The sequence below is a fragment of the Desertihabitans brevis genome (genome assembly GCF_003327535.1).
Lineage (GTDB): Bacteria > Actinomycetota > Actinomycetes > Propionibacteriales > Propionibacteriaceae > Desertihabitans > Desertihabitans brevis.
Genome location: NZ_QOUI01000003.1, coordinates 364,029 through 385,334, shown reverse-complemented (window position 1 = coordinate 385,334; position 21,306 = coordinate 364,029). Strand labels below are relative to the sequence as shown.

The window sequence follows — 21,306 nt, the reverse complement described above, 5'->3', positions numbered from 1 at the left end:
GCGATGACGCGCTTGTTCAACGACCCCGACGACTTCCGCGACGAGCTGGTGGAGGGTTTCGTCGCCGCCAACGGACGCTGGGTCCGGGCCGTCCCCGGCGGGGTGGTCCGCAGCACCCGGGGTGACGAACCGACCGTCTCGCTGGTGGTCGGCGGCGGGTCGGGGCACTACCCCGCCTTCGCCGGTCTGGTCGGCCCCGGGCTGGCCCACGGCGCCGCGATGGGCAACCTCTTCGCCTCCCCCTCCACCCAGCAGGTGCACTCGGTCGCGCTGGCCGCCGACCAGGGCAAGGGCGTCGTCTTCAGCTACGGCAACTACGCCGGGGACGTCCTCAACTTCGACGCCGCCGCCGAGCGGCTGCGCGCCGACGGCATCGACTGCCGCACCGTGCTCGCCACCGACGACATCTGGAGCGCGCCCCCGGAGGAGAAGGAGAAGCGTCGCGGCATCGCCGGCGACCTCGTCGTGTTCAAGGTGGCCGGGGCGGCCTGCCAGGCCGGCTACGACCTCGACGCCGTGGAGACCGTCGCCCGCCGCGCCAACGACCGGATGCGCTCCCTCGGCGTCGCCTTCGACGGCTGCACGCTGCCCGGGGCGAAGGAGCCGCTGTTCCACGTGCCGCCGGGCCGGATGGCGATCGGGCTGGGCATCCACGGCGAGCCCGGCATCGACGAGACCGACGTCCCCACCGCCGAGGAGCTGGCCGAGCTGTTCGTCTCCAAGCTGCTGGAGGAGGTGCCCGACGGCGTCGACCTCGCCGGCGCCCGGGTGGTGCCGATCCTCAACGGCCTGGGCACCGTGAAGTACGAGGAGCTGTTCGTCGTCTACCGCGGCGTGCACCGCCTCCTCACCGAGGCCGGCGCGGTCGTCGTCGACCCTGAGGTCGGCGAGTTCTGCACCAGCTTCGACATGGCCGGCTGCTCGCTCACCCTGCTCTGGCTGGACGAGGAGCTCGAGCAGCTGTGGACCGCGCCCTGCGACACCCCGGCCTTCCGCCGCGGGCAGGTGAGCGGCCAGCACACCGTCAGCGCCGAGGAGCTGCAGGCCAAGGCCGCCGGCGCGGACGAGGTGACCGAGGGCAGCGAGGAGTCGAAGCAGCACGCCGAGCAGGTGGCCCGGGTCTTCGACGCCGTCGCCACCCTGCTGGACGAGCAGGCCGATGAGCTGGGCCGGATCGACCGGATCGCCGGCGACGGCGACCACGGCATCGGCATGCAGCGCGGCGGCCGGGCCGCCAAGGACGCCGCCCGCGACGCCGTCGGCCGCGGCGCCGGCGCCGGCTCCACCCTGCGCAAGGCCGCCGACGCCTGGGGCGACAAGGGCGGCGGCACCTCCGGGGCCATCTGGGCGGCCATGCTGGACGCCCTCGGCCAGGCCGTCGGTGACACCGACGCCCTCGACGCCCGGGCCGTCGCGGCGGCCGTCCGCGCGGCCGAGGAGGCGGTGGAGAAGGCCGGCGGCGCCTCGGTCGGGGACAAGACCATGGTCGACGCCATCGTCCCCTTCGTCCGCACCCTCGACGAGCGGGTCGAGGCCGGCGACGACCTCGGCACCGCCTGGGACGCCGCCGCCACCGCCGCGCACGAGGCGGCCGAGGGCACCAAGGAGCTCACCGCCAAGCTGGGCCGGGCCCGCTCCCACGGCGAGAAGAGCGTCGGCACCCCGGACCCTGGTGCGGTCTCCTTCGCCATGGTGGTCCGCACCGCGCACCAGACACTCTGGGGCTGACGTGCCGCTCCTGCTCGGGTGCAGCTTCAAGACCTACTTCTCCCACGCCCGGACGCTGGAGTGGCTGCGGGCGGTCGCCGAGACCGCCCGCCAGCACCCCGCGGTCAGCGACGGCCGGGTCGAGCTGTTCGCGCTGCCCCAGTTCCCCTCCATCCCCGAGGCGCTGGAGACCGTCGCCGGGTCGGCCGGCGGCGGGCTGGTCGCGATCGGCGCCCAGGACCTGGCCGAGCACGACGAGGGCGCCTACACCGGTGAGGTGAGCGGGGCCGTCCTGGCCGAGCTCGGCTGCACCCTGGTCGAGGTCGGTCACGCCGAGCGGCGCCGGCTGTACGGCGAGACCGAGGAGGTGGTGGCGGCCAAGACCACCGCCGCCCTGCGCAACGGGCTCACCCCGGTGCTCTGCGTCGGCGAGGAGGACCGGATGGAGGCCGACCGGGCCGCCGAGGTCGTCGCCGCCCAGATCGCCTCCGCCCTCGCCCCCGCGCGCGAGGCGGGGCTGACCGGCCAGCTGGTGGTCGCCTACGAGCCGGTGTGGGCGATCGGGGCCGCTGAACCCGCGTCGGCTGAGCACGTCGTCGTCGTCACCGGGGCGCTGCGTCCCCGCCTGCGTGCCGACACCGACCTGCCCGGACGGATCATCTACGGCGGCAGCGCCGGGCCCGGTCTGCTGCCCCGGATCGCCGCCGGCGTCGACGGCATGTTCCTCGGCCGGTTCGCCCACGACCCGGCCGCGGTCACGGCGATCCTGGACGAGGTGCTGGACCTCGACCCGGGGACGGGCCTCGACGGGACGGACGCCGACGCCGGCCGGCCGGGCGACGGCGACGCACCACCGGCGCGGGCCCCCCGATGACCATGCCGTCCCACCCGGCCCCCCGCCGCGGCGTCGAGCGCCGGGGGCTGCGCGACCACGTCTACGAGCTGATCCTCGAGCTGCTGCTCAGCGGCGAGGTCGAGCCCGGGGCCCGGTTGGCGATCGACACCATCGCCCGCCAGCTCGATGTCTCCCCCACCCCGGTGCGCGAGGCCCTGGTGCACCTGGAGCGGACCGGGCTGGTCACCCGCGAGGCGCTCAAGGGCTACCGCGTCGCCCCGCCGCTGGGCAGCGAGGAGCTGGCGGAGCTGTTCGAGGCCCGGCTGGTGCTCGAGACCGCCGCCGCCCGCCTCGCCACCCCCGCCGGCCCGGACCTGGTCGCCCAGCTCGGCGAGGCCCAGCAGCGCCACCGCGAGGCCGGTGAGCGGGTGGTCGAGGCGCTGGACGCCGGCCGCGTCGACCTGGCGCTCACCACCGAGTACTTCGCCGCCGACACCGACTTCCACGCCGTGGTCTTCCGCGCCTGCGGCAACCGCTACCTGGTCGGCATGTCGGAGTCGCTCGGCGCCCAGCTGCACCGGATGCGGCAGAGCGCCCTGCGCGGCGTCACCGACGTCCACGAGGCGGTGGCCGAGCACGCCGCCGTCGCCGACGCCTTCCGCGGGCTGGGTGAGCTGACGCCGGAGCAGGCGATGGAGCGCCACATCGTCGGCGTCCGCACCCGCTCACTCGCGCAGGCCCGTCGCGGCTGACCGACTGCCCCATCCCCGCGCCCGCCGCACCCCGACCGCACACACCGTCGCGCAGCGGCACACCGGCTGCAGCATGTGTGCCGGCGCGCGAAGGTGTGTGAAGGGCGGATCGCCAGCCAGCCGCACACACCGTCGTGCACCGGCACACCGGCTGCAGCGTGGGTGCCGGTGCGCGTAGGTGTGTGAAGAGGGCAGCACGGGGGCACGGTCGAGCCGGACGCCATGGACGGCCGGTTGACACCCTCCCCGCTTCCTATAGGATCCAGGATCGAAGCGCCACCCGCCTGACGTGAGGACGAGTCGATGACGACAGCCCCGACCAGCGCCGACACCGGCGACCTGACCGCCGACACCTGGCCGATCGCCGTCTGCATGCACGGCTTCGCCCGGCCCGGCGCCGCCCCGCTGCACGACGCCCCGGTCGAGCGCTGGGACGAGGTGCTCGCCGAGGTCGCCGACCTCGGCTTCACCGCCCTGGAGATCGCCGACAACCACATCCGCCCCGCCGACCTCGAGGAGTCCCGCCGCGAGGAGCTGCTCGCGGTGGCGAAGCAGCACGGCGTCGAGATCATCTCCGTGCACGTGCAGCGGCAGAGCGTCATCCACCCCACCGAGGGCGAGCGCAACCTCGCCTACGCGCACCGCAGCATCGACGCCGCCGCCGCGCTCGGCATGAGCGTCTTCTCCACCGGCCTGCACCACCCGTTCAGCGAGGCCCAGGCCAAGGCGCTGTGGTTCTGGACCGCCCCGGGCTGGAAGGACCCCGACGACGCCGAGACCCGCGCGCTGTGCGTGAGCCGGCTCCGCGAGCTGGGTGAGCACTGCGCCAGCGTCGGCCTGCCGATGTCGCTGGAGATGTACGAGGACACCTACCTCGGCACCGCCGACAGCGCCGTCCAGCTGGTGCAGGAGATCGGGCTGGACAACGTCGGGCTCAACCCCGACATCGGCAACCTGGTCCGGCTGCACCGCCCGATCGAGGACTGGCGCGAGATGCACGCCAAGACGCTGCCCTACGCCAACTACTGGCACGTCAAGAACTACATCCGCGACGAGGCCGGCGACGGCTCCTGGTTCACCGCCACCCCGACGAGCATGGAGCTCGGCCTGATCAACTACCGCGAGGTGGTCCGCGACGCCGTCGCGCTCGGCTTCCGCGGCCCGTTCCTGATGGAGCAGTACGGCGGGGACAGCCTCGGCGTCTGCGCCACCAACATGCGCTACCTGAAGACCCTGCTGCCGCGCTGAGCGGACGCACCCCGCACAGCACCGGAGAGGAACCCACCATGAGCAGCACCACCCAGTCCCCCCTGCAGGGCCGCACCGTCGCCGTCGTCGGCAGCGGCTACATGGGCGGCGGCATCGCCCAGGTCCTCGCCCTGGCCGGCGCGGACGTCCGGATCAGCGACGTCAGCGCCGAGGTCGCCACCGCCAACCGCGAGCGCCTCATCACCGAGGCCGGCCAGTTCGTCGCCGACGGGCTGATGCCCGAGGGCGCTCCCGACACCATCGCCGCCCGGGTCACCGCGGCGCCCTCGATCGAGGACTCGGTCGCCGAAGCCTCCTTCGTCGAGGAGGCGGTGCCGGAGAAGATCGAGATCAAGCACGCCACCCTCGGCCGGATCTGCGCCGCCGCCGACGCGCAGGCGATCATCGGTAGCAACACCTCCACCATCCTCATCAGCCGGCTGGCCGAGGGCGTCACCGGGGTCGAGCGGTTCCTCGGCGTGCACTTCTCCAACCCCGCCCCCTTCATCCCCGGCGTCGAGCTGATCCCGCACGAGGGCACCGACCCCGCCGTGCTGCCGGTCGTGGAGGAGATCGTCACCGCCACCGGCAAGCAGACCGCCCGGGTCAAGGACTCCACCGGCTTCGTGCTCAACCGGCTGCAGTACGCGCTGTTCTCCGAGGCCAGCCAGCTGGTCGAGGAGGGCGTCGCCAGCGCCGAGGACGTCGACACCATCGTCCGCACCACCTTCGGCTTCCGGCTGCCGTTCTTCGGCCCGTTCGCGATCGCCGACATGGCCGGTCTGGACGTCTACCAGTTCTGCTACGAGTCGCTGCAGACCCGCTGGCCCGAGCGCTTCGCCACCCCGACCGCACTGGCCGAGCTGGTCGCCCAGGGCAAGTACGGCGCGAAGACGGGCGGCGGCTTCCTCGACGTCCCGGCCGACCGGGTGCCCGAGCTGGTCGCCTACCGCAACCGGGCCTACGTCCGGATGCAGCAGCTGCTCGCCGAGCTCGGCCCGGCACCCATCCAGCCCGAGGAGCCGAACGAGGCCGACGTGTCGGTCGCCCCCGAGCAGCAGACCCGCGGCGGCGAGGGGTCGTGAACCCGGCCTTCCCCGAGCAGCGGACCGTCCTGCTCACCGGGGCCGCCTCCCCGCGCGGTATCGGACGGGCCACCGCCCACCACCTGGCTGCGGCGGGCTGGCACGTCGGCATCATCGACCTCGACGCCGAGCAGGCCGCCGCCACCGCCGCGGAGGTGGCCGAGCAGCACGGGGTGCAGGCGGCCGGCGCGGGCGCCGACGTCGCCGACCGCGAGGCCGTCCGGGCCGCCGTCGACCAGCTGGAGCAGCAGCTGCCCCAGCTGGTGGCCGTGGTCGCCTACGCCGGCGTCTCCTCCCCGGTGCCCTACCTGGAGGTGGACGCCGCCGAGTGGCACCGGGTGCAGTCGATCAACCTCACCGGCACCCACTGGGTGGTGCAGCGGGCGGCGGAGTCGTTCGTCGCCTCCGGGGTCGGCCGGATCGTCGGGGTCTCCTCGGTGTCGGCCCAGCGCGGCGGCGGCACCTACTCCAAGACGCCCTACTCGGCGGCGAAGGCCGGCGTGGTCGGGCTGATCCGCTCGATCGCCCGCGAGCTCGGGCCGTACGGGGTGACGGCCAACGCCGTCTCCCCCGGGCCCGTCGACACCGACATCATGGGCGGCACCCTCACCGAGGAGCGCAAGGCCGCGATGGCCGCCGACGGCGTGCTGCCGCGGATCGGCACCCCGCGCGACGTCGCCGCCGCGGTGGCCTACCTGATCAGCGAGGACGCCGGCTTCGTGACGGGGCAGACCCTGAACGTCGACGGCGGCCTCTACATGCACTAGGAGGGCCGCGATGAAGGTCCTGGTCCTCGACGACGATCCCACCGGCACCCAGTCCGCCACCGACGTCACCGTGCTGCTGCGCTGGGACGCCGACACCATCGCCGACGCCCTCACCGACGCCGACGCCGCCTACCTGCTGACCAACACCCGCGCCGTCGACGAGGACACCGCGGTGCGGCTGGTCCGCGACATCGCCGACGCCGCCGAGCAGGCCGGACGGCGGCTGGGTGAGCGGGTGCACCTGCTGCTGCGCGGCGACTCCACCCTGCGCGGGCACGTCTTCGCCGAGGCCGCCGCCGTCGACCCGTCGGCCCCGCTGCTGTTCGTGCCGGCCTTCCCCGCCGGCGGACGCACGACCGCCGACGGTGTGCACCGGGTGCGGATCGCCGGGCAGGACGTCCCGGCCGAGCAGACCGAGTTCGCCGCCGACCCGGTGTTCGGCTTCGCCTCGGGGTTCCTGCCCGACTACGTGCGCGAGAAGTCCGACCGCGAACCGGTGCGGATCCCGCTGGAGGTGGTCCGCGGCGAGCAGGACGTGCTCCTCCGGGTGCTCACCGACGCCACCGACGGGCAGGTGCTGCTGCCCGACGTCGTCGACGACACCGACATCCAGCGGCTGGCCGCGGCCGTCCGCCGCACCTGGTCCGAGCGGGCGCTGGTGGTCCGCGGCGGGGCGCCCATCGCCGCCGCCGTGGCCGGGGTGACCAGCCGCGGGCTGCTGGACGTTCCCGTCGCCGGGCCGGGCCGGACGCTGCTGGTCTGCGGCTCCCACACCGGCGCCGCCACCCGCCAGCTCGAGCGCGCCACCGGCGGTGCACGCGCCGCGGCCGCCGTGGTCGACACCGACCGGGCGCTGACCGACAGCCCCGCCGAGGCCGCGCGGCTGGTGGCCGAGGTCGCGCCCGCCCTGGCCGACGGGTTCGCCGCCGTCGCCAGCGAGCGGGTGCGCCGGGCCGAGCACGACACCCTGGCCCACGGCCGCTCGGTGATGGAGGTGCTGGTCTCGGTCGTGCAGCGGCTGCGTGACGAGGTCGACGTCGTGGTGACCAAGGGCGGCATCACCGGCGCCGACGTCGCCGGCTCCGGGCTGGGCGCGACCAGCGCCCGGGTGCTCGGGCAGGTGCTGCCCGGCGTCTCGGTGTGGCAGCTGACCACCCCCACCGGCCGCGAGGTCGTCCAGGTGGTGGTGCCGGGCAACGTCGGCGACGACGACACCCTGGACGCCGCCCTCCGCGCCGTCGGCGCCTGAGCACCCGACGGACCGATCGCCACGCCACGACCGGCGTCTGCGGCACAGTGGTTGCCTCTGGGGAAACCAACCGGTAGTTTCTTCTCAGGAAACAACTGCTGGAAGGAGCTCCCGTGGACAGCGACGAAGCAGCCGCCCGTCTCGCCCGGACCGACCGGTCGACCCGTCTGTCGGCCAGGAGCGGGGCATGGCTCACCGCAGCCGTCGTCGCCGCCGCCGTGCTGGCCGTCGGCGTGGTGGTCGACCTGGGCCTGGTCTGGCTGTCGGGGCTGGTCGCGCTCGGCGTGGCGGGGCTGTGGGGAGCACGAGCCCTGCGCCCCCGGCTGGACTGGTCGGACCGGGTCGGCTCCGCACTGGTCGTCGGTGGCGCGGTGCTGGCCGTGGTGGCCTACCTCGGCGTCCAGCTCGCCGTGCGTGCGGCGGGTTGGCCCGCCCCCCACACCTGCAGCGCGCTCGCCGCCGCCGTCGTGGTCCTGGTCGTCTGCCGGGCCGGCTTCCAGCGTCTCGCGAGCACCGGGGCGGGTGCGCGCGGGAGGACGCGGTGAGCGCGGAGGCCGACGACCCCGAGGGGGCGTCGACCCGCCTCGACCCGCTGCTGCACGAGCCGGCGCGGCTGACGCTGCTGGCCACCCTCGCCCCCGCCGAGTACGTCGAGTTCTCCGCGCTGCTCCGCCTCGTCGGGGTGAGCAAGTCGGCGCTGTCCAAGCACGTGTCCGCCCTGGCCGAGGCGGGGATCGTCGTCGTCACGAACGCCCCGACCGACAAGCGGGTGCGACGGATCGCGCTCAGCGAGCAGGGACGGCGGTCCTTCGACGCCTACCTGCGGCGTCTCGAGCAGATCGTGCGGTCGGCCCGGGGGCCGGTCCGACCGGCCGCGGCCGAGCACGACGGCGGACGATGACCCCGGACGACACCGGGTGGAGCGAGTGGCGGGAGCGGGCCGGCCCGGTCTGCCAGCATGGGGTCCGTCCCCGCAGGTGCCCGCGACCAGGCAGGTGAGCAGAGGCCATGACCGCCGAGGAGACGCGCCACCCGGCCGCCACCTCGCGGGCAGCGCTGTCCCCCGTGGTGCTGGACGCCCTGGTCGCCCTCGGGGTGTTCGCCTACAACCTGCCCGTGCAGGGGCTGACCGGTCCGGTGTGGGCGCTGCTCGTGCCGGTCGGGCTCTGCGCGCCCTACGTGCTGCGCCGTCGCCACCCCCGGGCCGTCTTCGCGACCGTCCTGGCGGTGGCGGTCGTCCAGCAGCTGGCCGGGGTGCCGCTGCTGGTGGCCGACGTGATGCTCGCCCTCGCCCTCTACGGCGTCGCCCGCCGGCACCTGTGGCCGTGGTCGGCCGGTGCCGCGCTGCTGGTCGCCGGCTGGGTGGTGTGGGCGGTCGGGACGCGGCTCGGCGAGTACTTCCTGTCCGTCTTCGACCTGGTGCTGCTGCTGATGGTGGTCGCGGTGGCGTGGCTGACCGGCACCCTGGCCCGCACCCGCGCCCAGTACGTGGAGAGCCTGCGGCTGCGCGCCGAGCAGCTGGAGCGGTCCCGCGCCGTCGAGGCCGAGATGGCCGCCGCCGCCGAACGCACCCGGATCGCCCGCGAGCTGCACGACATCGTCTCCCACAGCCTCAGCGCCATCGGTCTGCTCGCCGAGGGGGCCGCACGGCAGGTCGACCGCGACCCGGCGCAGGCGGAGGCGGCGATGCTCAAGGTCCGTGACACCAGCCGGGAGGCGATGCAGGAGATGCGCTCGATGCTCGGCGTGCTCCGCGACACCGGGGACGCCGCCGCCAGCCCCCTGCCCGGACTGGACGCCCTGCCCGCTCTGGTCGGACGGGCCCGCGAGACCGGGCTGCCGGTCACGCTGAGCGTGCAGGGCGAGGCGCCGCCGCTGCGCAGCAGCCTGCAGCTGGTGGTCTACCGGGTGGTGCAGGAGGCGCTGACCAACGTCGGCAAGCACGCCGGCGCCGGGCTCAGCCGGGTCGAGGTGACCCTGCACCACAGCCCGGACGAGGTCGCCGTCACGGTCGCCGACGACGGCGCCGGTCCTCGCCCCGACGGCACCGGCACCGGGCACGGCCTGGTCGGGATGCGGGAGCGGGTGACCGCGCTCGGCGGCACCCTGCGCACCGGCGCCCGGCCCGGCGGCGGCTTCCAGGTCCACGCGACGGTGCCGACCGGGAGCGCCCGGTGAGCGCCGTCCGCGTCGTCCTCGTCGACGACCAGGAGCTGGTCCGCAGCGGGCTGCGGATGGTGCTCGACGGCCAGCCCGGGATCGAGGTGGTCGGCGAGGCCGGGGACGGCCGGGCCGCGCTGGAGCTGCTGGCCCGCCTCGACTGCGACGTCGTGCTGATGGACGTCCGGATGCCGGGGATGAACGGCGTCGAGGCCACCCGCGAGATCACCCGGCAGGACGGCCCGCGGGTGCTGGTGCTCACCACCTTCGACCTCGACGAGCACGTCTACGACGCGCTGCAGGCCGGCGCCAGCGGGTTCCTCGTCAAGGACACCCCGCTGCCGGAGCTGCTCGCCGCGATCCGGCACGTGCACGCCGGCGACGCGGTGGTCTCACCCAGCACCACCCGCCGCCTGCTGCAGCACTTCGCCGGCCCCGACCCGCGCCCGGTCCCCCCGCGCGACCCCTCCGGGCGCCGGCTGGCCGACCTCACCGCCCGCGAGCACGAGGTGCTGCTGCTCGTCGCCGAGGGCCTCAGCAACGCCGAGATCGCCGAACGGCTCAGCGTGGAGGAGGTCACGGTCAAGACCCACGTCGGGCGGATCCTCGCCAAGCTGGGGCTGCGCGACCGCACCCAGGCCGTCGTGCTGGCCTTCCGCAGCGGGCTGGTCGGCCGCTGAGGCCGCGTCGGCGTCATACCTGGGTAGGACGCCGAAGATCACCCTGAGGAGTGACGATCCGGCGGCCGCCGCTCGGCAGGGTGGAGCCATGGACACCGTCACCACCGTCAACCTGACGAAGAGCTACGGGAGACAGGCCGTCGTCCAGGGCCTCGACCTGCGGATCCCCCAGGGCTGCGTCTACGGCTTCCTGGGCCCGAACGGCTCGGGCAAGTCGACGACCATGAAGATGCTGCTCTCGCTGGTCCAGCCGTCGGCCGGTGAGGTGCACATCATGGGCGAGCCGATGAACCGCCGCACCCGACGCCGCCAGCTGGCCCGGATCGGCTCGCTGATCGAGGCCCCGCCCGGCTACGGCCACCTCACCGGCGGGGAGAACCTGCGGCTCGTGCAGCGCTCCCTCGGGCTGGACGAGGCCCAGGTCAACCGCGCGGTGCAGGCCGTCCGGCTGGACAAGCAGCTGGACAAGAAGGTCGCCAACTACTCCCTCGGCATGAAGCAGCGGCTGGGCATCGCGATGGCGCTGGCCCGTGAACCGCGGCTGCTCATCCTCGACGAGCCCACCAACGGGCTCGACCCCGCCGGCATCGAGGAGATCCGCGAGCTGCTGCGCCGGCTCGCCGCCCGCGGCGTCACCGTGATGGTCTCCAGCCACCTGCTCGGGGAGATCGACAAGGCCGCCGACCACTTCGGCATCCTCGCCGAGGGTCGGCTGCTGTTCCAGGGCTCGCGCGAGCAGCTGTTCGCCGCGGCCGTCCCCGACGTCCTCATCGACACCCCCGAGCCGCGCCACGCCAGCGCCGTGCTGGACGGCCGGCTCACCACCCGGGTGGACGGCGGCAGCCTGCGCATCGGCGGCATCGACAACCGCGTCACCGCCCGGGTGGTCGCTGACCTGGTGGGCGCCGGCGCACCCATCTACGGCGTCCGTCGTGAGGAGCAGTCCCTGGAGGACGTCTTCATGACCCTGACCGCGGGAGGTCGGCTGTGAGCGCCGTGACGGTCGGGGCGACCGGTCCGGTCGTCGTCAACGAGTTCGCCAAGCTGCGCCACCTGCGGGTGGGGCTGGTCGCCGGCCTGATGGTGCTGGGCACGGTGGCGCTGACCCTGCTGAGCACCGTCACCAGCACCGAGTTCGCCGACCCGGCGACCCGCACCTGGGACGTCCCGCTGGCCGGGTTGTCGCTGGCGGTGCCGATGGTGTCCCCGCTGCTGCTCGCGGTGGTGGCCAGCCGGATGGTCGACATCGAGCACCAGGGCAACGGGTGGCTGCTGGGCTCGACCAGCGGCGTCACCCCCGGCGCGCTCTGCCGGGCCAAGCTGCTCACCGCCGCCACGGTGGTCGTCGCCGCCACCGTGGTCACCCACCTGGCTGTCTGGGCGCTGGGCCGGCTCGCCGGTATCGACGCCCCGGTGCCGGTCGGGCTGTGGGCCGGCTTCGCCGTCACCAGCCTGGCGGTCAACCTCGTCGTGCTGGCGCTGCACCTGGTGCTCTCGGCGAAGGTCGACAACCAGCTGGTCGCCCTGGGCATCGGCCTGCTCGGCACGGTGGTCGCCGTCTTCGGCTCCGGCTTCCCGGCCTGGTTCGCCCACGCCACCCCGTGGGGCTACTACTCGCTGGTCGCCGTCGCCGGCTACGAGGGCGAGCACCTCGTCACGACGGCCCCGTCCTACCCCAGCGTGCTCGTCCTGGTCGGGCTGGCCGCTGCCCTGTTCGTCCTCGTCACCAGCCGTTTCGACCGTCAGGAGGCCCGGTCATGACCCCGTCCCTCAGCGCCGTCCTCGGCACCGAGCTCGGCAAGCTCAAGCGCTCCCTCAGCTGGAGCATCGTGGTGCTGCTGCCCCTGGTGATGGTCTTCGCCGGCTCGTTCATGACGCTGGTCTCCCAGCAGCAGCTGGCCGACGGCTGGCACACCCTGTGGTTGCGCTCGGTCGTCTTCTACGGGCTGTTCCCGCTCACCCTCGGTCTGGGCATCCTCGCCTCGCTGGTGTGGCGCCCGGAGCACCGCGGCGGCAACTGGAACGCGCTGATGAGCACCCCGGTGCCGACGCTGCGGATCGTGCTGGCCAAGACGCTGGCGATCGCCCTGCTCGGGGCGGTCATGCAGCTGGTGCTGCTGGTCGCGGTCGTGGTGACCGGCAAGCTGCTGTTCGGGCTGCCGGGCCTGCTGCCCCCGCGCTACCTGGTGGTCACCGCGCTGCTGGTGGTCGCCGTGCTGCCGGTGGCCGCCGTCCAGTCGGCGCTGTCGATGGCGTTCCGCTCCTTCGCCGCGCCGGTCGCGGTCGCCCTGGTCGGCGCCGGGATCGCCGCGGTGGCGCTGGCGGCCGAGCTCGGCGGGGTGATCTTCGTGCTGCCGCACGCGCTGACGGCCCGGGCCACCCAGCTGGCCACCGGGACGTTCGGCGACAGCGGCCAGCTCACCGCCGGCGGGTCGCTGGCGATCGTCTGCGCCAGCGCCGTCCTCACGCTGCTGGTGGTGGCGCTGGCCACCCGCTTCCAGGAACGCCGCGACGTCCGCGTCTGACCGATCTGACCGGTGCCGCGCACCAGCCGGGCGGCGTCGCAGATGAAGAACAGGTCGCTGTGCCCGGCGGGTGGTCGGGTCGAGCGGTGCCAGGCCGTCCAGCGCGTCCAGGCCCAGCGGCAGATGTGGTCCTCGCCCGGACCGCTGAGGTGCGTGCCGGTACCGCGCTCGGCAGCATGGCGTTGATCCGGGCGCCGGCGGCGGCGGCCTGGGTGGGTCTCCATCGCCGGCCCGGCCGCGTACAGCTCGCCGATGACCGAGGCCAGGGCGAGGTAGCTGCCGGCAAGCGGTCGGCCAGCATGGTAGGCCTCGACCGCCCGGCCGATCCCCGCTGCGGCCCGCTCGAGGTCGGTCGCGGTGGCGCCGGCGGGGCCGACCAGGGCGATGCGGGTCGAGCCGGCCGCAGCGGTCAGCACCGGGTCGACGCCCCGGCGGACGATCAGCCAGGGACGTCCGGAGGCGTGCGGGACGACCACGTCGGCCGCGTCCCGCAGGCGGTCGGCCACGGGCGCTGCGGCGGTGGTGTCGGGGAGGGCCGCCAGGAAGCCGGTCTCGCACATGTGCACCAGCCGGGCTCGGTCTGCGGGCCCTGCGCGTCCTCTCCGATGACGACTTCGGGTCCTACCCCGGTAGGACTTGCCGGGTGGACGTCCTCGGGTGCCGCCTCCCGTGGTCGTGACTCGCCGGGGGGTTCTCTGGCAGCGTCAGGCCGGTGGCTCCCCCACCGCCTTCCCGTGAGCACGGGCTCGAGCAGCTCCCCGCCGCTGCGCGTCCCGTCGTCGAGGCTGTCGCCGAGCGGTGGCGGCAGTACGACGACCTGGCCTGGGCCTACGGCCAGGGATCTGTGCTGTCCGGCTTCCGTGACGACTCCGACATCGATCTCGTCGCCGTCTGGGAGGAGATGCCTGCGGCGAGCACGCTGCCGTTCCCGAGCATCGTCTCCGGGCACCGACCGCTGGTCTTCGAGAGGGGTCACGCGGCAGGTTTTGAGCTCGACGTGCAGCACGTGCCGCGCCAGGTCTTCGCCGGCTGGATGGATGAGCTGACCCGGGGAGGCGGTTGGAGCGAGGAGCAGTGGCCCATGCCGGTGCACGTCGCCGCTGGGCTCGCCCAGGGCGTGCTGCTCGTCGACCGGGCCGGGGACGGCGAAGCGGTCCAGCGGCGAGCGCAGGAGCCCGGTCCGCGGCTCGTCTCCGTCGTCCTGGAGCAGCTCGATGCACGGGCGCCGGACTTCCTCACCGAGCTGGAGAAGGCGGACGCCGCCGGGAACCGGTGGCTCCACGACTCGTTGGCCGTCGAGCTGCACCGGCTCGTCTACGTCGCCTGGTTCCTCGCCGAGGGCCACCACCCGCCGTTCTTCAAGCACCTGCCGGACTGGTTCGAGAGGCTGAGCATGGACACGGACGTCCGACACCTCGAGGCTTCGTACTGGGCTGTCGGCGACGCGAGGACGCGGCGGGCGACGCTCGCCGAGCTCGTCTCCGCGGTTCTCGAGCTAGGTGGTCGCGGTTGAGCCAGCTGCGCTCCGAGCGGACTCGGTCCCGAGGTGCGGCGCTGACACGACACCGACGCCGAGCCGAAACTCCGCTCAGCGGGGGCGAAGCCGGTAACGGTGCAGCTGCGTGCCACGGAAGCGCCAGGAGCTGACCGCGTCCCGGACGGTCATGATCAACCGGGGACTGGACCACGACTGCGACGGCTTGGTCAGCATCCAGCCAGCACCGACGCTCACGGTCGCATGGGCCACCTGGCCGTGCTCGGTCCACACGAAGACGATGCCCGGCTCGTTATCGCGTGCGGTGCCGCTGACCGGCTCGGCGCACTCGTCGACCCAGGCCTGGAACTGCTGCGGACCCACCTGGACGTCGGCGGTGTCGAGCCCGGACGCCGCCATGACGGTTCCGAAGCAGTTCGGTCCGGACCCCTGCGCGAAGGTGCCAGCCAGCGCTCGGGCTCTGGGGAGAAGAGGTTCCGCGCGCTCCCACACATCGGTGGGCAGGGCGTCGTGCCGACTGGGCCGGACCGCCCCGGAGGCGACCCAGCGGAGCATCACCTCGTCGCCGGCGGCAGCCAGCTCCGAGGGCCACACCGGCATCGTCTTCGGGCGTACCGTCCTGCGCCGGATAGCCAGGAGGGCCCGCCGGTGGCTGGGTCGGAGGGCCCAGAACTCGGCTTCGCTGAGCCAGGTCCACGTCCCGTCGTACATGAAGAACGTGTCCTGCCACTCCGCGGTCGGCTGCACGCGACGGTCGGGAGCGGCGGCTGCCACGTCCGGTCGCATCAGGTCGGTGCGGAAGGGCTGCACGGGCGGGGCGAACCAGCCTCGCCAGCGCTCGAGCAGGTCAGCGGCAACAGGTATCCCCAGGACCTGGGCCGCATGCTCCATCCGAACTCCTTCTGAACGCTACGCGTGAGCGGTAGCCATGATCGCCGTCGAGGGCAGGGCCAGGATGCCTCGAGCTCCCCGGCTGCTCGAGAGGTTCTCGTAGCTGGCTCTCATCCGCTGGTGCAACGAGGGGCGTGTGCTGGCCAGACCGTGGCGACCATGCGGCGTCCTCAACCCGGTCCTGATCCGCGCTCGGCTCACGCGGGTCGTCCTTGGTGCCAGCGACGGCCCACATCTCAGGCCCGCGCCCGCACCGGACTGCCGTTGTCCGACGCCATCTCGGCAACGCGTTGACGCAGGACCGCCAACCCGTGCAGACAACTCCCCGGCAGCGCCACTGCCGAGATCGCCACGACCTGTGGGGTGGGGGCGCCCTGGTGGGCCAGGAGCACGTGGGTCACGCTCTGGAGCGCGGCGGTCGTGCACCCCAGCCAGGTGAGGATCCACGCCAGGTGCGCCCGGAGTGCTGCGGCTCGTCCCAGGAGGGGAGCCACCCAGCCGGCCAGCGCCAGGAGACCCGACAGCACCAGGACGGTGCGCTGCGAGATCGCCTCCATGCCTCGCGGACCGCTGTCCCCCGGGCCGAGCACCCCCCACCCCACTGACGCCGCGGCGAAGAGCAGCAGACCCAGCCCACCGACGACCGTGACCCAGGTGGCCGGCCGTCGGGGAGCCTCGCTGAGCACGCCCGCCCACCGGGCCAGCACGTACTGCCACCCGAGCACCGCCAGCCCCAACCCGAGCAGCGCGAAACCGCCGTAGACCAGCGCGAACACCCACGGGCTCAGGTTGTCCATCCCGTCGGTGCGCAGCGACCCGGTCACGGCCAGCTGCAGGGCGCTGCCCACGGTGAGCCCGAGGAGGATCGGTGCGAGCAGCCCGGTCGCTCCGGCGGCCAGGAGCACCACCACCCCGGCGGGGACGCGACGACCCCACGGGCGGGTCAAGGCCACCGCCAGCCCGACGGCGGCCAGCTCCAGCGCGATGGTGACCACGTTGCCCACCACGAAACGGGTGCTGTGCAGCTCAGCGACCCCGGAGTCACTCCGCAGCCCCACGGTGCTGCCGGCGAGCCAGAGGACCTTGAGGGTCGTATACGGCGCCACTCCGAGGACGACCAGCAGCAGGGCGACCCGCTGGGCGGCGGTGAGCATGGACCCTCCTAGATGCTGTTCTCTAGATGACGTTCTCTAGCATCGATCTAGGCTGTCGGCATGGTCAAGCGAGTTCGGTTCAGCGTCGACGACATCCTGGACGGCGCTACGGCGGCGGTGCACCAGCACTGGCGCTCGGCCACGGTGGCCCACGTGACCGCTCTGCTGGGCGCCCCCTCCGGGTCGATCTACCACCGCTTCGCCTCACGGGATGCGCTCTTCGCCTCGGCGTGGATCCGAGCGGTACGCCGCTACCACGCCCAGTTCGACGGCATCGCCGCGATCTCCGACCCGGTGCAGGCGATTGTCGAGACCGGCCTGCTCGTCCCCCGGTTCTGCCGGGCGAACCCGCGCGACGCCCGGATGCTCACGGTCTTCCGCTACCGCGACCTCCAGGCCGATCCTCCAGCGGGGCTCCAGGAACAGCTCCACGACCTCAACGCCCCGGTCGGACGCCTGCTCGCCCAGCTCGCCGAGCGGCGCTACGGCCGGGTCAGCGACCGAGGGCTCGAGCTGGTCGCCCTGGCTGCTCGGGACACGCCCCTCGGCATGGTGCGCAGCCGTATCGGTGACCCGATCCCGGAGTGGATGGACGAGCCCATCCGAGCAGCGTGCGAGGCCATCGCACTCCTCGACGACCGCTGACCCTCGAGGGCGCTGTGGACTGCCCGCACGGAAGCTCAGAGGAGCCGTTCGTACTGCAGATAGACGTAGACGTCCCCCCGCCTGACCCCCACCCCGGTGCAGACGCGACGCAGATCCAGCCAGCTCCTGGCGTGGCAGCTCTCGCCCGGCTCCCCGTCGATCCCTGTGGGCAGACCCAGAGCGGCGCCCACGCCCGCTGCCAGCTCGGCCTCTGATCCGCCCTCCGACCCGTCCACCGTCAGCTCGCGCCAGCAGCCGCCCGAGGCGCACTGCACCTCGTCGGCGACGACCGTGACTCCCGCAGGCAGGGGTGCGAGCTCGGCCGCGGGCGGCACCGCCATCTCGTCGACCTGCAACCACAGCACCGGGGCGGCGACGGCCGCAGCCAGCCCCACCGCGCAGGCCGACAGCACGGCGATGGTCGTCCGGCGCATCCTGGAACCAGCCAGGGCACGGGCGGTCGACCGCCGGTCCACGCGCTGCCTCCGATCTCCCCGCGAGGAGTGGAACCGACCGGACGGGGCACCACCGCGGGTCATGGTCCTCCTCCGAGGTCCGCGCAGCCGTCGGGACGAGCCACCACCGGGCGCGTCCGCCAAGGACCACGCGCGACCATCACGTGGCCCACGGAACCACCTCCTGGTCGACGCGGGGGGCGATCAGCCGCAGGAGCGGCAGCATCACGAGCAGGAAGAGCGTGACGAGCACAGAGCTCACCCACACCGGGCCCAGGTAGCCCGAGCCCGCACCGAGGGCCGCTGCAGCGAGGGCGGGGCCGCCGGCCGCACCGAGGTTGAGCGCCGCGGTCGCGTACGAGCCGGCCATCGTGGGCGCGCCGGGGGCCTCGTACAGCACCCGGGTGACGAGGGTGCTCCCCACCGCGAAGGACAGCGCCCCCTGCGCGAGCACGAGGGCCAGGAGCGCCACCGGCTGGACGGCCAGGACCGCCAGTCCGACCCAGCCGAGCAGCAGAAGTGGCCCACCGACCACGATGACGGTGCCGGGACGCTGGTCGGACAGCCGTCCCGCGACGGTGACGCCGACGAAGGAGCCCGCACCGAACAGCACGAGCACCAGCGGGACCCACAGCTCGCCCAGGCCGGCGACCTGGGTCACGAGCGGCGCCAGGAACGTGAACGTCGCGAAGGTGGCGGCGTTCACCAGGGCAGCCAGCACCATGACCACGACGAGCCGGGGCTTGGTCAGCTCGGCGACCTCACCGCGCAGCGCCGGGCCGTCCGGACGGTCGTGGTGGCCCGGCGGCCGGGCCGGGATGCTCCTGACGACGCCGATCGCCGCCGGTAGGCACAGCAGCGCGACCGCCCAGAACGTGGCCCGCCAGTCGAGCAGGGCGCCCAGCACCGCACCGCCCGGCACGCCCGCGACGGTGGCGAGGGTCGTCCCCGAGAGCAGCACCGCCAGCGCACGTCCCTTCTGGTTGGCCGGCACGAGGGTGGTGGCCGTGGTCAGCGCCACGGCGAGGAAGCCTGCGCTGGCCAGGGCGGCGACCACCCGGGTGGCGAACAGCACCCAGAAGGTCGTGGTCACCGCACCGACGACGTGCGCGACGACGAAGACCGCGAGGATACCCAGCAAGCTGGACCGAGCCGGCCAGCGGCGCGCGACCACCGCCATCGACGGCGCGCCGACGACCATGCCGACCGCGAAGGCCGACGTCAGGAGGCCCGCCAGCGCGACCGGGACATCGAAGCTGGTCGCGATGTCCGGGACCAGGCCGGCGAGCATGAACTCCGAGGTACCCATGGCGAACACCGCCATGGCGAGCAGGTAGAGAGACAAGGGCATCGAGGCACCTCCAGGGCGAGAGCGAGAGAAGAAGGTCGTCTCGTCATCGCGGTCAGCGCCCGACCGGGCGCGCGCACGCCCGATGCGGAGGAGGTGCGCAGGAGGAGGGAAGAGCTCAGGGGTTCTGGGAGCTGACGGCGTGACCGCGAGCTCCCACCGTGGATGCCTCAGGACCAGACATGTCGGCGACACTACGCATGGCCTGACGCCCGGGCAATCGGATTCTGCGGAGGCCTCTCGCGGCACCGCGAGGACGGCCAGCGACGACGAGATGGCGCCCAGGATCTGATCTCCCGGTCTCTCAGAGCACCAGCAGGAGCAGCGCCATGACGACGACGGCGAGGATCGCCACGCCGACGGCGTTCCGGCTGCTGGAGTGCAGCCGTGCGACGGCCACGCCGCCGACGACCGGAAGGGCCAGCAGCACGACGATGGCGACCGTCAGCCCCACACCGGCTCCGATGTTGGGTTCTGTGCACTCGAGGAAGCAGCCGGAGAAGCTGGCGACGGCGAGGACGAAGGCGTAGAAGACCGGCATCGCGACGACGGCGAGCAGCAGCACCGCCGTCGAGATCCCGACGACCCAGCGGCGTCGGGCGTCGCCTCTTGCTTCCCCGGCCGGATGCCGAGGACGCCCGTCGGGTCGCTGACGCTCCACCGGACCGGAGCGCGGGGATGGATCCACGCCGCCATCGTCACGATGCGCGCAGACCACTGTCCAATACCGGGGCGACATGGAGCCACCGGGATTCCACATGACCGGTCACCCGCGCCTTCCGCGTTGTTGCCCGCTTCGGTGTCTGTGCTGGAGTTGACCCATGGAGCGCGTCGTCCACCTGCTTCGCCGTCTGAGCAGGCTCCTCCTGCTGCTGACCATCCCCGTGCTCGCGGTCTGCGCCTGCACGCCTGCCGCGCCCACCGTCATCGGCGATCCCTACACGCCACCTCGCCACGACCCTCCGGTGTCCGTCGACGGCACCCCGGAGGTCGGCTGGGTCGAGGTCGGTCACCGCTTCTACGTCACGACGTGGGGCTCCTCGAGCTGCCCGATGGCGCCGACTGCGCTCGTCACCGAGGGCCGGTCACTCCACGTGGCGATGACGGGGACCGGCGGCCCGGACTGCACCGCAGACCTCACGGGGACCAGCTATGCCCTCGACGTCCCACCCGGGCTCCGGGGAACGGAGTCACTCACGGTGGTGCTGGAGATGGGTCGAGCCGGCCGCTTCGAGCTGGCGCTGGAAGCATGACGCAGGTGGCGCCAGCGACCGAGCCATCGCGATGATCGCCATCGAGAGGAGCGGCTGAGGGTGTCTTGGGTGACGGTGCCAGCAGAGCCGTGGCTCAGCCCGGCGATCGAGATCCGAGCCTCCGACATCGCGGGCCGGGGGCTCTTCGCCCGCGAGCCCGTCGCAGTGGGGGTTCGCGTGGCTCGCTTCGGTGGGCGTCTGGTCGACGATGCCGAGCTGCGAGCCCTGTTCGCGAGCAGCTCGACCTACATCGACACGATCTCCATCGACCGCGACCTCAACCTGGTGCTGCCGGGCCGTTCGGACAACGGGTACGGCAACCACAGCTGTGACCCGAACCTGTGGTGGGAGCCCGGGCTCTGGCTGACCGCCCGACGACGGATCGCCGTCGACGAGGAGGTGACGGTCGACTACGGCACGATCACCGACGACCCCGACTTCTCGATGCCATGCTCCTGCGGGTCGCACCTGTGCCGCGGCACCGTGACGGGAAGGGACTGGGCTGTCCCCGCGCTGCAGCGACGGTACGGGCACCACTGGATCCCCGGGCTGCTGAAGAAGCGACGCGACGTCGTGCCCGCGCTGCGGATCCTCGAGATGACCGCCTCGGACAGAGAGGGCTTCGCTGCGCTGGTCAACGACATCCATCGCGCGTTCGGCTTCTCCTTCGACCCTGATCTCGATGCCGATCTGGCCGACCCCGCCGCCTTCTACCAGCACGTGTGGGTGCTGAAGGACGGTGACGAGGTGGTGGGATCCGCTGCCCTCACCCCACCCCGAGAGCGAGTCATGACCCTGAAGCGGATGTACCTCCACCCGTCCTACCGGGGCCAGGGCTGGGGCCGGCGGCTACTCGCGACCGCCATCCGTGCCGCCACCGCAGCATCGTGCCGCGCGATTCGTCTCGACACCTCAGAGCGGCAGAGCGCCGCCCGACGTCTCTATGAAGCCGCCGGCTTCGAGCTCGAGCGCGTGTCCAACGGCACCCGCTACTACGTCAAGCACCTCTGAGGACGCTCAGCCGTCCTGGTGTGCGGCCGACCCGGTCTCCTCGAGA

At 73.3% G+C, this 21,306-nt stretch carries 23 protein-coding genes; 18 read left to right on the top strand and 5 right to left on the bottom strand.

The window, feature by feature from the left end; all coding sequences use genetic code 11:
• The first annotated feature begins 3 nt into the window (after positions 1-3).
• From DT076_RS07310 to DT076_RS07245, 15 genes are all read left to right on the top strand, one after another.
• Complete coding sequence (locus DT076_RS07310) at positions 4-1,728, top strand: dihydroxyacetone kinase family protein (RefSeq protein ID WP_114125984.1); 1,725 nt, start codon at positions 4-6, stop codon at positions 1,726-1,728.
• A gap of 1 nt (position 1,729) precedes the next feature.
• The gene (locus DT076_RS07305; protein WP_114125983.1) at positions 1,730-2,581 is read left to right on the top strand and encodes a triose-phosphate isomerase family protein; all 852 of its coding nucleotides are present in this window, start codon (positions 1,730-1,732) and stop codon (positions 2,579-2,581) included.
• The gene (locus DT076_RS07300; RefSeq protein WP_114125982.1) at positions 2,578-3,294 is read left to right on the top strand and encodes a GntR family transcriptional regulator; all 717 of its coding nucleotides are present in this window, start codon (positions 2,578-2,580) and stop codon (positions 3,292-3,294) included. The genes DT076_RS07305 and DT076_RS07300 overlap by 4 nt, the downstream gene beginning before the upstream one ends.
• Positions 3,295-3,597: 303 nt before the next feature.
• Positions 3,598-4,542, top strand: a complete 945-nt coding sequence (locus DT076_RS07295) for a sugar phosphate isomerase/epimerase family protein (protein ID WP_114125981.1) — start codon at positions 3,598-3,600, stop codon at positions 4,540-4,542.
• A 38-nt stretch (positions 4,543-4,580) separates the two neighbouring features.
• A complete protein-coding gene (locus DT076_RS07290; protein WP_114125980.1) occupies positions 4,581-5,627 on the top strand; it encodes a 3-hydroxyacyl-CoA dehydrogenase family protein in 1,047 nt (348 codons plus the stop codon).
• Entirely contained in the window at positions 5,624-6,394 is a 771-nt protein-coding gene (locus DT076_RS07285) for an SDR family NAD(P)-dependent oxidoreductase (protein WP_114125979.1), read from the top strand. The genes DT076_RS07290 and DT076_RS07285 overlap by 4 nt, the downstream gene beginning before the upstream one ends.
• A 10-nt stretch (positions 6,395-6,404) precedes the next feature.
• Positions 6,405-7,643 (top strand): four-carbon acid sugar kinase family protein, encoded by a 1,239-nt coding sequence (locus DT076_RS07280; RefSeq protein WP_114125978.1) that lies wholly within the window; start codon positions 6,405-6,407, stop codon positions 7,641-7,643.
• A 113-nt stretch (positions 7,644-7,756) separates the two neighbouring features.
• Positions 7,757-8,188: a hypothetical protein gene (locus DT076_RS19605; RefSeq protein WP_199539022.1), complete on the top strand. Its 432-nt coding sequence runs from the start codon at positions 7,757-7,759 to the stop codon at positions 8,186-8,188.
• Positions 8,185-8,544 carry a MarR family winged helix-turn-helix transcriptional regulator gene (locus DT076_RS19600; protein ID WP_199539021.1) on the top strand — a complete coding sequence of 120 codons (360 nt, stop codon included), beginning with the start codon at positions 8,185-8,187 and terminating at the stop codon, positions 8,542-8,544. The genes DT076_RS19605 and DT076_RS19600 overlap by 4 nt, the downstream gene beginning before the upstream one ends.
• Before the next feature lie 107 nt (positions 8,545-8,651).
• A complete protein-coding gene (locus tag DT076_RS07270) occupies positions 8,652-9,821 on the top strand; it encodes a sensor histidine kinase (RefSeq protein WP_114125976.1) in 1,170 nt (389 codons plus the stop codon).
• A complete protein-coding gene (locus DT076_RS07265) occupies positions 9,818-10,483 on the top strand; it encodes a response regulator (RefSeq protein ID WP_267896809.1) in 666 nt (221 codons plus the stop codon). The genes DT076_RS07270 and DT076_RS07265 overlap by 4 nt, the downstream gene beginning before the upstream one ends.
• Positions 10,484-10,571: 88 nt before the next feature.
• Entirely contained in the window at positions 10,572-11,474 is a 903-nt protein-coding gene (locus tag DT076_RS07260; RefSeq protein ID WP_114125975.1) for an ABC transporter ATP-binding protein, read from the top strand.
• The gene (locus DT076_RS07255) at positions 11,471-12,244 is read left to right on the top strand and encodes an ABC transporter permease (protein WP_199539020.1); all 774 of its coding nucleotides are present in this window, start codon (positions 11,471-11,473) and stop codon (positions 12,242-12,244) included. Before DT076_RS07260 ends, DT076_RS07255 begins: the two co-directional genes overlap by 4 nt.
• Positions 12,241-13,008, top strand: a complete 768-nt coding sequence (locus DT076_RS07250; RefSeq protein ID WP_114125974.1) for an ABC transporter permease — start codon at positions 12,241-12,243, stop codon at positions 13,006-13,008. The genes DT076_RS07255 and DT076_RS07250 overlap by 4 nt, the downstream gene beginning before the upstream one ends.
• A 712-nt stretch (positions 13,009-13,720) precedes the next feature.
• On the top strand, positions 13,721-14,521 hold the full coding sequence (locus tag DT076_RS07245) for a hypothetical protein (RefSeq protein WP_114125973.1): 801 nt from the start codon (positions 13,721-13,723) through the stop codon (positions 14,519-14,521).
• A gap of 75 nt (positions 14,522-14,596) precedes the next feature.
• Here the strand turns inward: DT076_RS07245 and DT076_RS07240 are convergent, their stop codons facing one another.
• Together DT076_RS07240 and DT076_RS07235 are read right to left on the bottom strand one after the other, a co-directional pair.
• The gene (locus tag DT076_RS07240) at positions 14,597-15,394 is read right to left on the bottom strand and encodes a hypothetical protein (RefSeq protein ID WP_114125972.1); all 798 of its coding nucleotides are present in this window, start codon (positions 15,392-15,394) and stop codon (positions 14,597-14,599) included.
• A gap of 236 nt (positions 15,395-15,630) precedes the next feature.
• Positions 15,631-16,548, bottom strand: coding sequence for a hypothetical protein (locus DT076_RS07235; protein ID WP_114125971.1), 918 nt, complete (start codon positions 16,546-16,548; stop codon positions 15,631-15,633).
• Between the two features lie 60 nt (positions 16,549-16,608).
• Between DT076_RS07235 and DT076_RS07230 the strand changes: the two genes are divergently transcribed.
• Positions 16,609-17,193 (top strand): TetR/AcrR family transcriptional regulator, encoded by a 585-nt coding sequence (locus DT076_RS07230; protein ID WP_114125970.1) that lies wholly within the window; start codon positions 16,609-16,611, stop codon positions 17,191-17,193.
• A 35-nt stretch (positions 17,194-17,228) separates the two neighbouring features.
• Here the strand turns inward: DT076_RS07230 and DT076_RS07225 are convergent, their stop codons facing one another.
• From DT076_RS07225 to DT076_RS07215, 3 genes are all read right to left on the bottom strand, one after another.
• Positions 17,229-17,627 (bottom strand): hypothetical protein, encoded by a 399-nt coding sequence (locus DT076_RS07225; protein ID WP_147264093.1) that lies wholly within the window; start codon positions 17,625-17,627, stop codon positions 17,229-17,231.
• A 181-nt stretch (positions 17,628-17,808) separates the two neighbouring features.
• The gene (locus tag DT076_RS07220) at positions 17,809-18,999 is read right to left on the bottom strand and encodes a Cmx/CmrA family chloramphenicol efflux MFS transporter (protein WP_114125968.1); all 1,191 of its coding nucleotides are present in this window, start codon (positions 18,997-18,999) and stop codon (positions 17,809-17,811) included.
• Between the two features lie 301 nt (positions 19,000-19,300).
• Entirely contained in the window at positions 19,301-19,684 is a 384-nt protein-coding gene (locus tag DT076_RS07215) for a hypothetical protein (RefSeq protein WP_147264092.1), read from the bottom strand.
• Positions 19,685-19,817: 133 nt separating this feature from the next.
• Between DT076_RS07215 and DT076_RS07210 the strand changes: the two genes are divergently transcribed.
• Both DT076_RS07210 and DT076_RS07205 read left to right on the top strand, forming a co-directional pair.
• On the top strand, positions 19,818-20,249 hold the full coding sequence (locus DT076_RS07210) for a hypothetical protein (protein WP_114125966.1): 432 nt from the start codon (positions 19,818-19,820) through the stop codon (positions 20,247-20,249).
• Positions 20,250-20,318: 69 nt separating this feature from the next.
• Positions 20,319-21,260: a GNAT family N-acetyltransferase gene (locus tag DT076_RS07205; protein ID WP_147264091.1), complete on the top strand. Its 942-nt coding sequence runs from the start codon at positions 20,319-20,321 to the stop codon at positions 21,258-21,260.
• The last annotated feature ends 46 nt before the right edge of the window (positions 21,261-21,306 follow it).

Coding starts and splice junctions, on each gene's coding strand:
- DT076_RS07210 (WP_114125966.1), top strand. CDS start 19,818: ATGGAGCGCGTCGTCCACCTGCTTCGCCGTCTGAGCAGGCTCCTCCTG.
- DT076_RS07240 (WP_114125972.1), bottom strand. CDS start 15,394: ATGGAGCATGCGGCCCAGGTCCTGGGGATACCTGTTGCCGCTGACCTG.
- DT076_RS07280 (WP_114125978.1), top strand. CDS start 6,405: ATGAAGGTCCTGGTCCTCGACGACGATCCCACCGGCACCCAGTCCGCC.
- DT076_RS07250 (WP_114125974.1), top strand. CDS start 12,241: ATGACCCCGTCCCTCAGCGCCGTCCTCGGCACCGAGCTCGGCAAGCTC.
- DT076_RS07290 (WP_114125980.1), top strand. CDS start 4,581: ATGAGCAGCACCACCCAGTCCCCCCTGCAGGGCCGCACCGTCGCCGTC.
- DT076_RS07270 (WP_114125976.1), top strand. CDS start 8,652: ATGACCGCCGAGGAGACGCGCCACCCGGCCGCCACCTCGCGGGCAGCG.
- DT076_RS07235 (WP_114125971.1), bottom strand. CDS start 16,548: ATGCTCACCGCCGCCCAGCGGGTCGCCCTGCTGCTGGTCGTCCTCGGA.
- DT076_RS07310 (WP_114125984.1), top strand. CDS start 4: ATGACGCGCTTGTTCAACGACCCCGACGACTTCCGCGACGAGCTGGTG.
- DT076_RS07300 (WP_114125982.1), top strand. CDS start 2,578: ATGACCATGCCGTCCCACCCGGCCCCCCGCCGCGGCGTCGAGCGCCGG.
- DT076_RS07220 (WP_114125968.1), bottom strand. CDS start 18,999: ATGCCCTTGTCTCTCTACCTGCTCGCCATGGCGGTGTTCGCCATGGGT.
- DT076_RS07230 (WP_114125970.1), top strand. CDS start 16,609: ATGGTCAAGCGAGTTCGGTTCAGCGTCGACGACATCCTGGACGGCGCT.
- DT076_RS07260 (WP_114125975.1), top strand. CDS start 10,572: ATGGACACCGTCACCACCGTCAACCTGACGAAGAGCTACGGGAGACAG.
- DT076_RS07295 (WP_114125981.1), top strand. CDS start 3,598: ATGACGACAGCCCCGACCAGCGCCGACACCGGCGACCTGACCGCCGAC.
- DT076_RS07225 (WP_147264093.1), bottom strand. CDS start 17,627: ATGCGCCGGACGACCATCGCCGTGCTGTCGGCCTGCGCGGTGGGGCTG.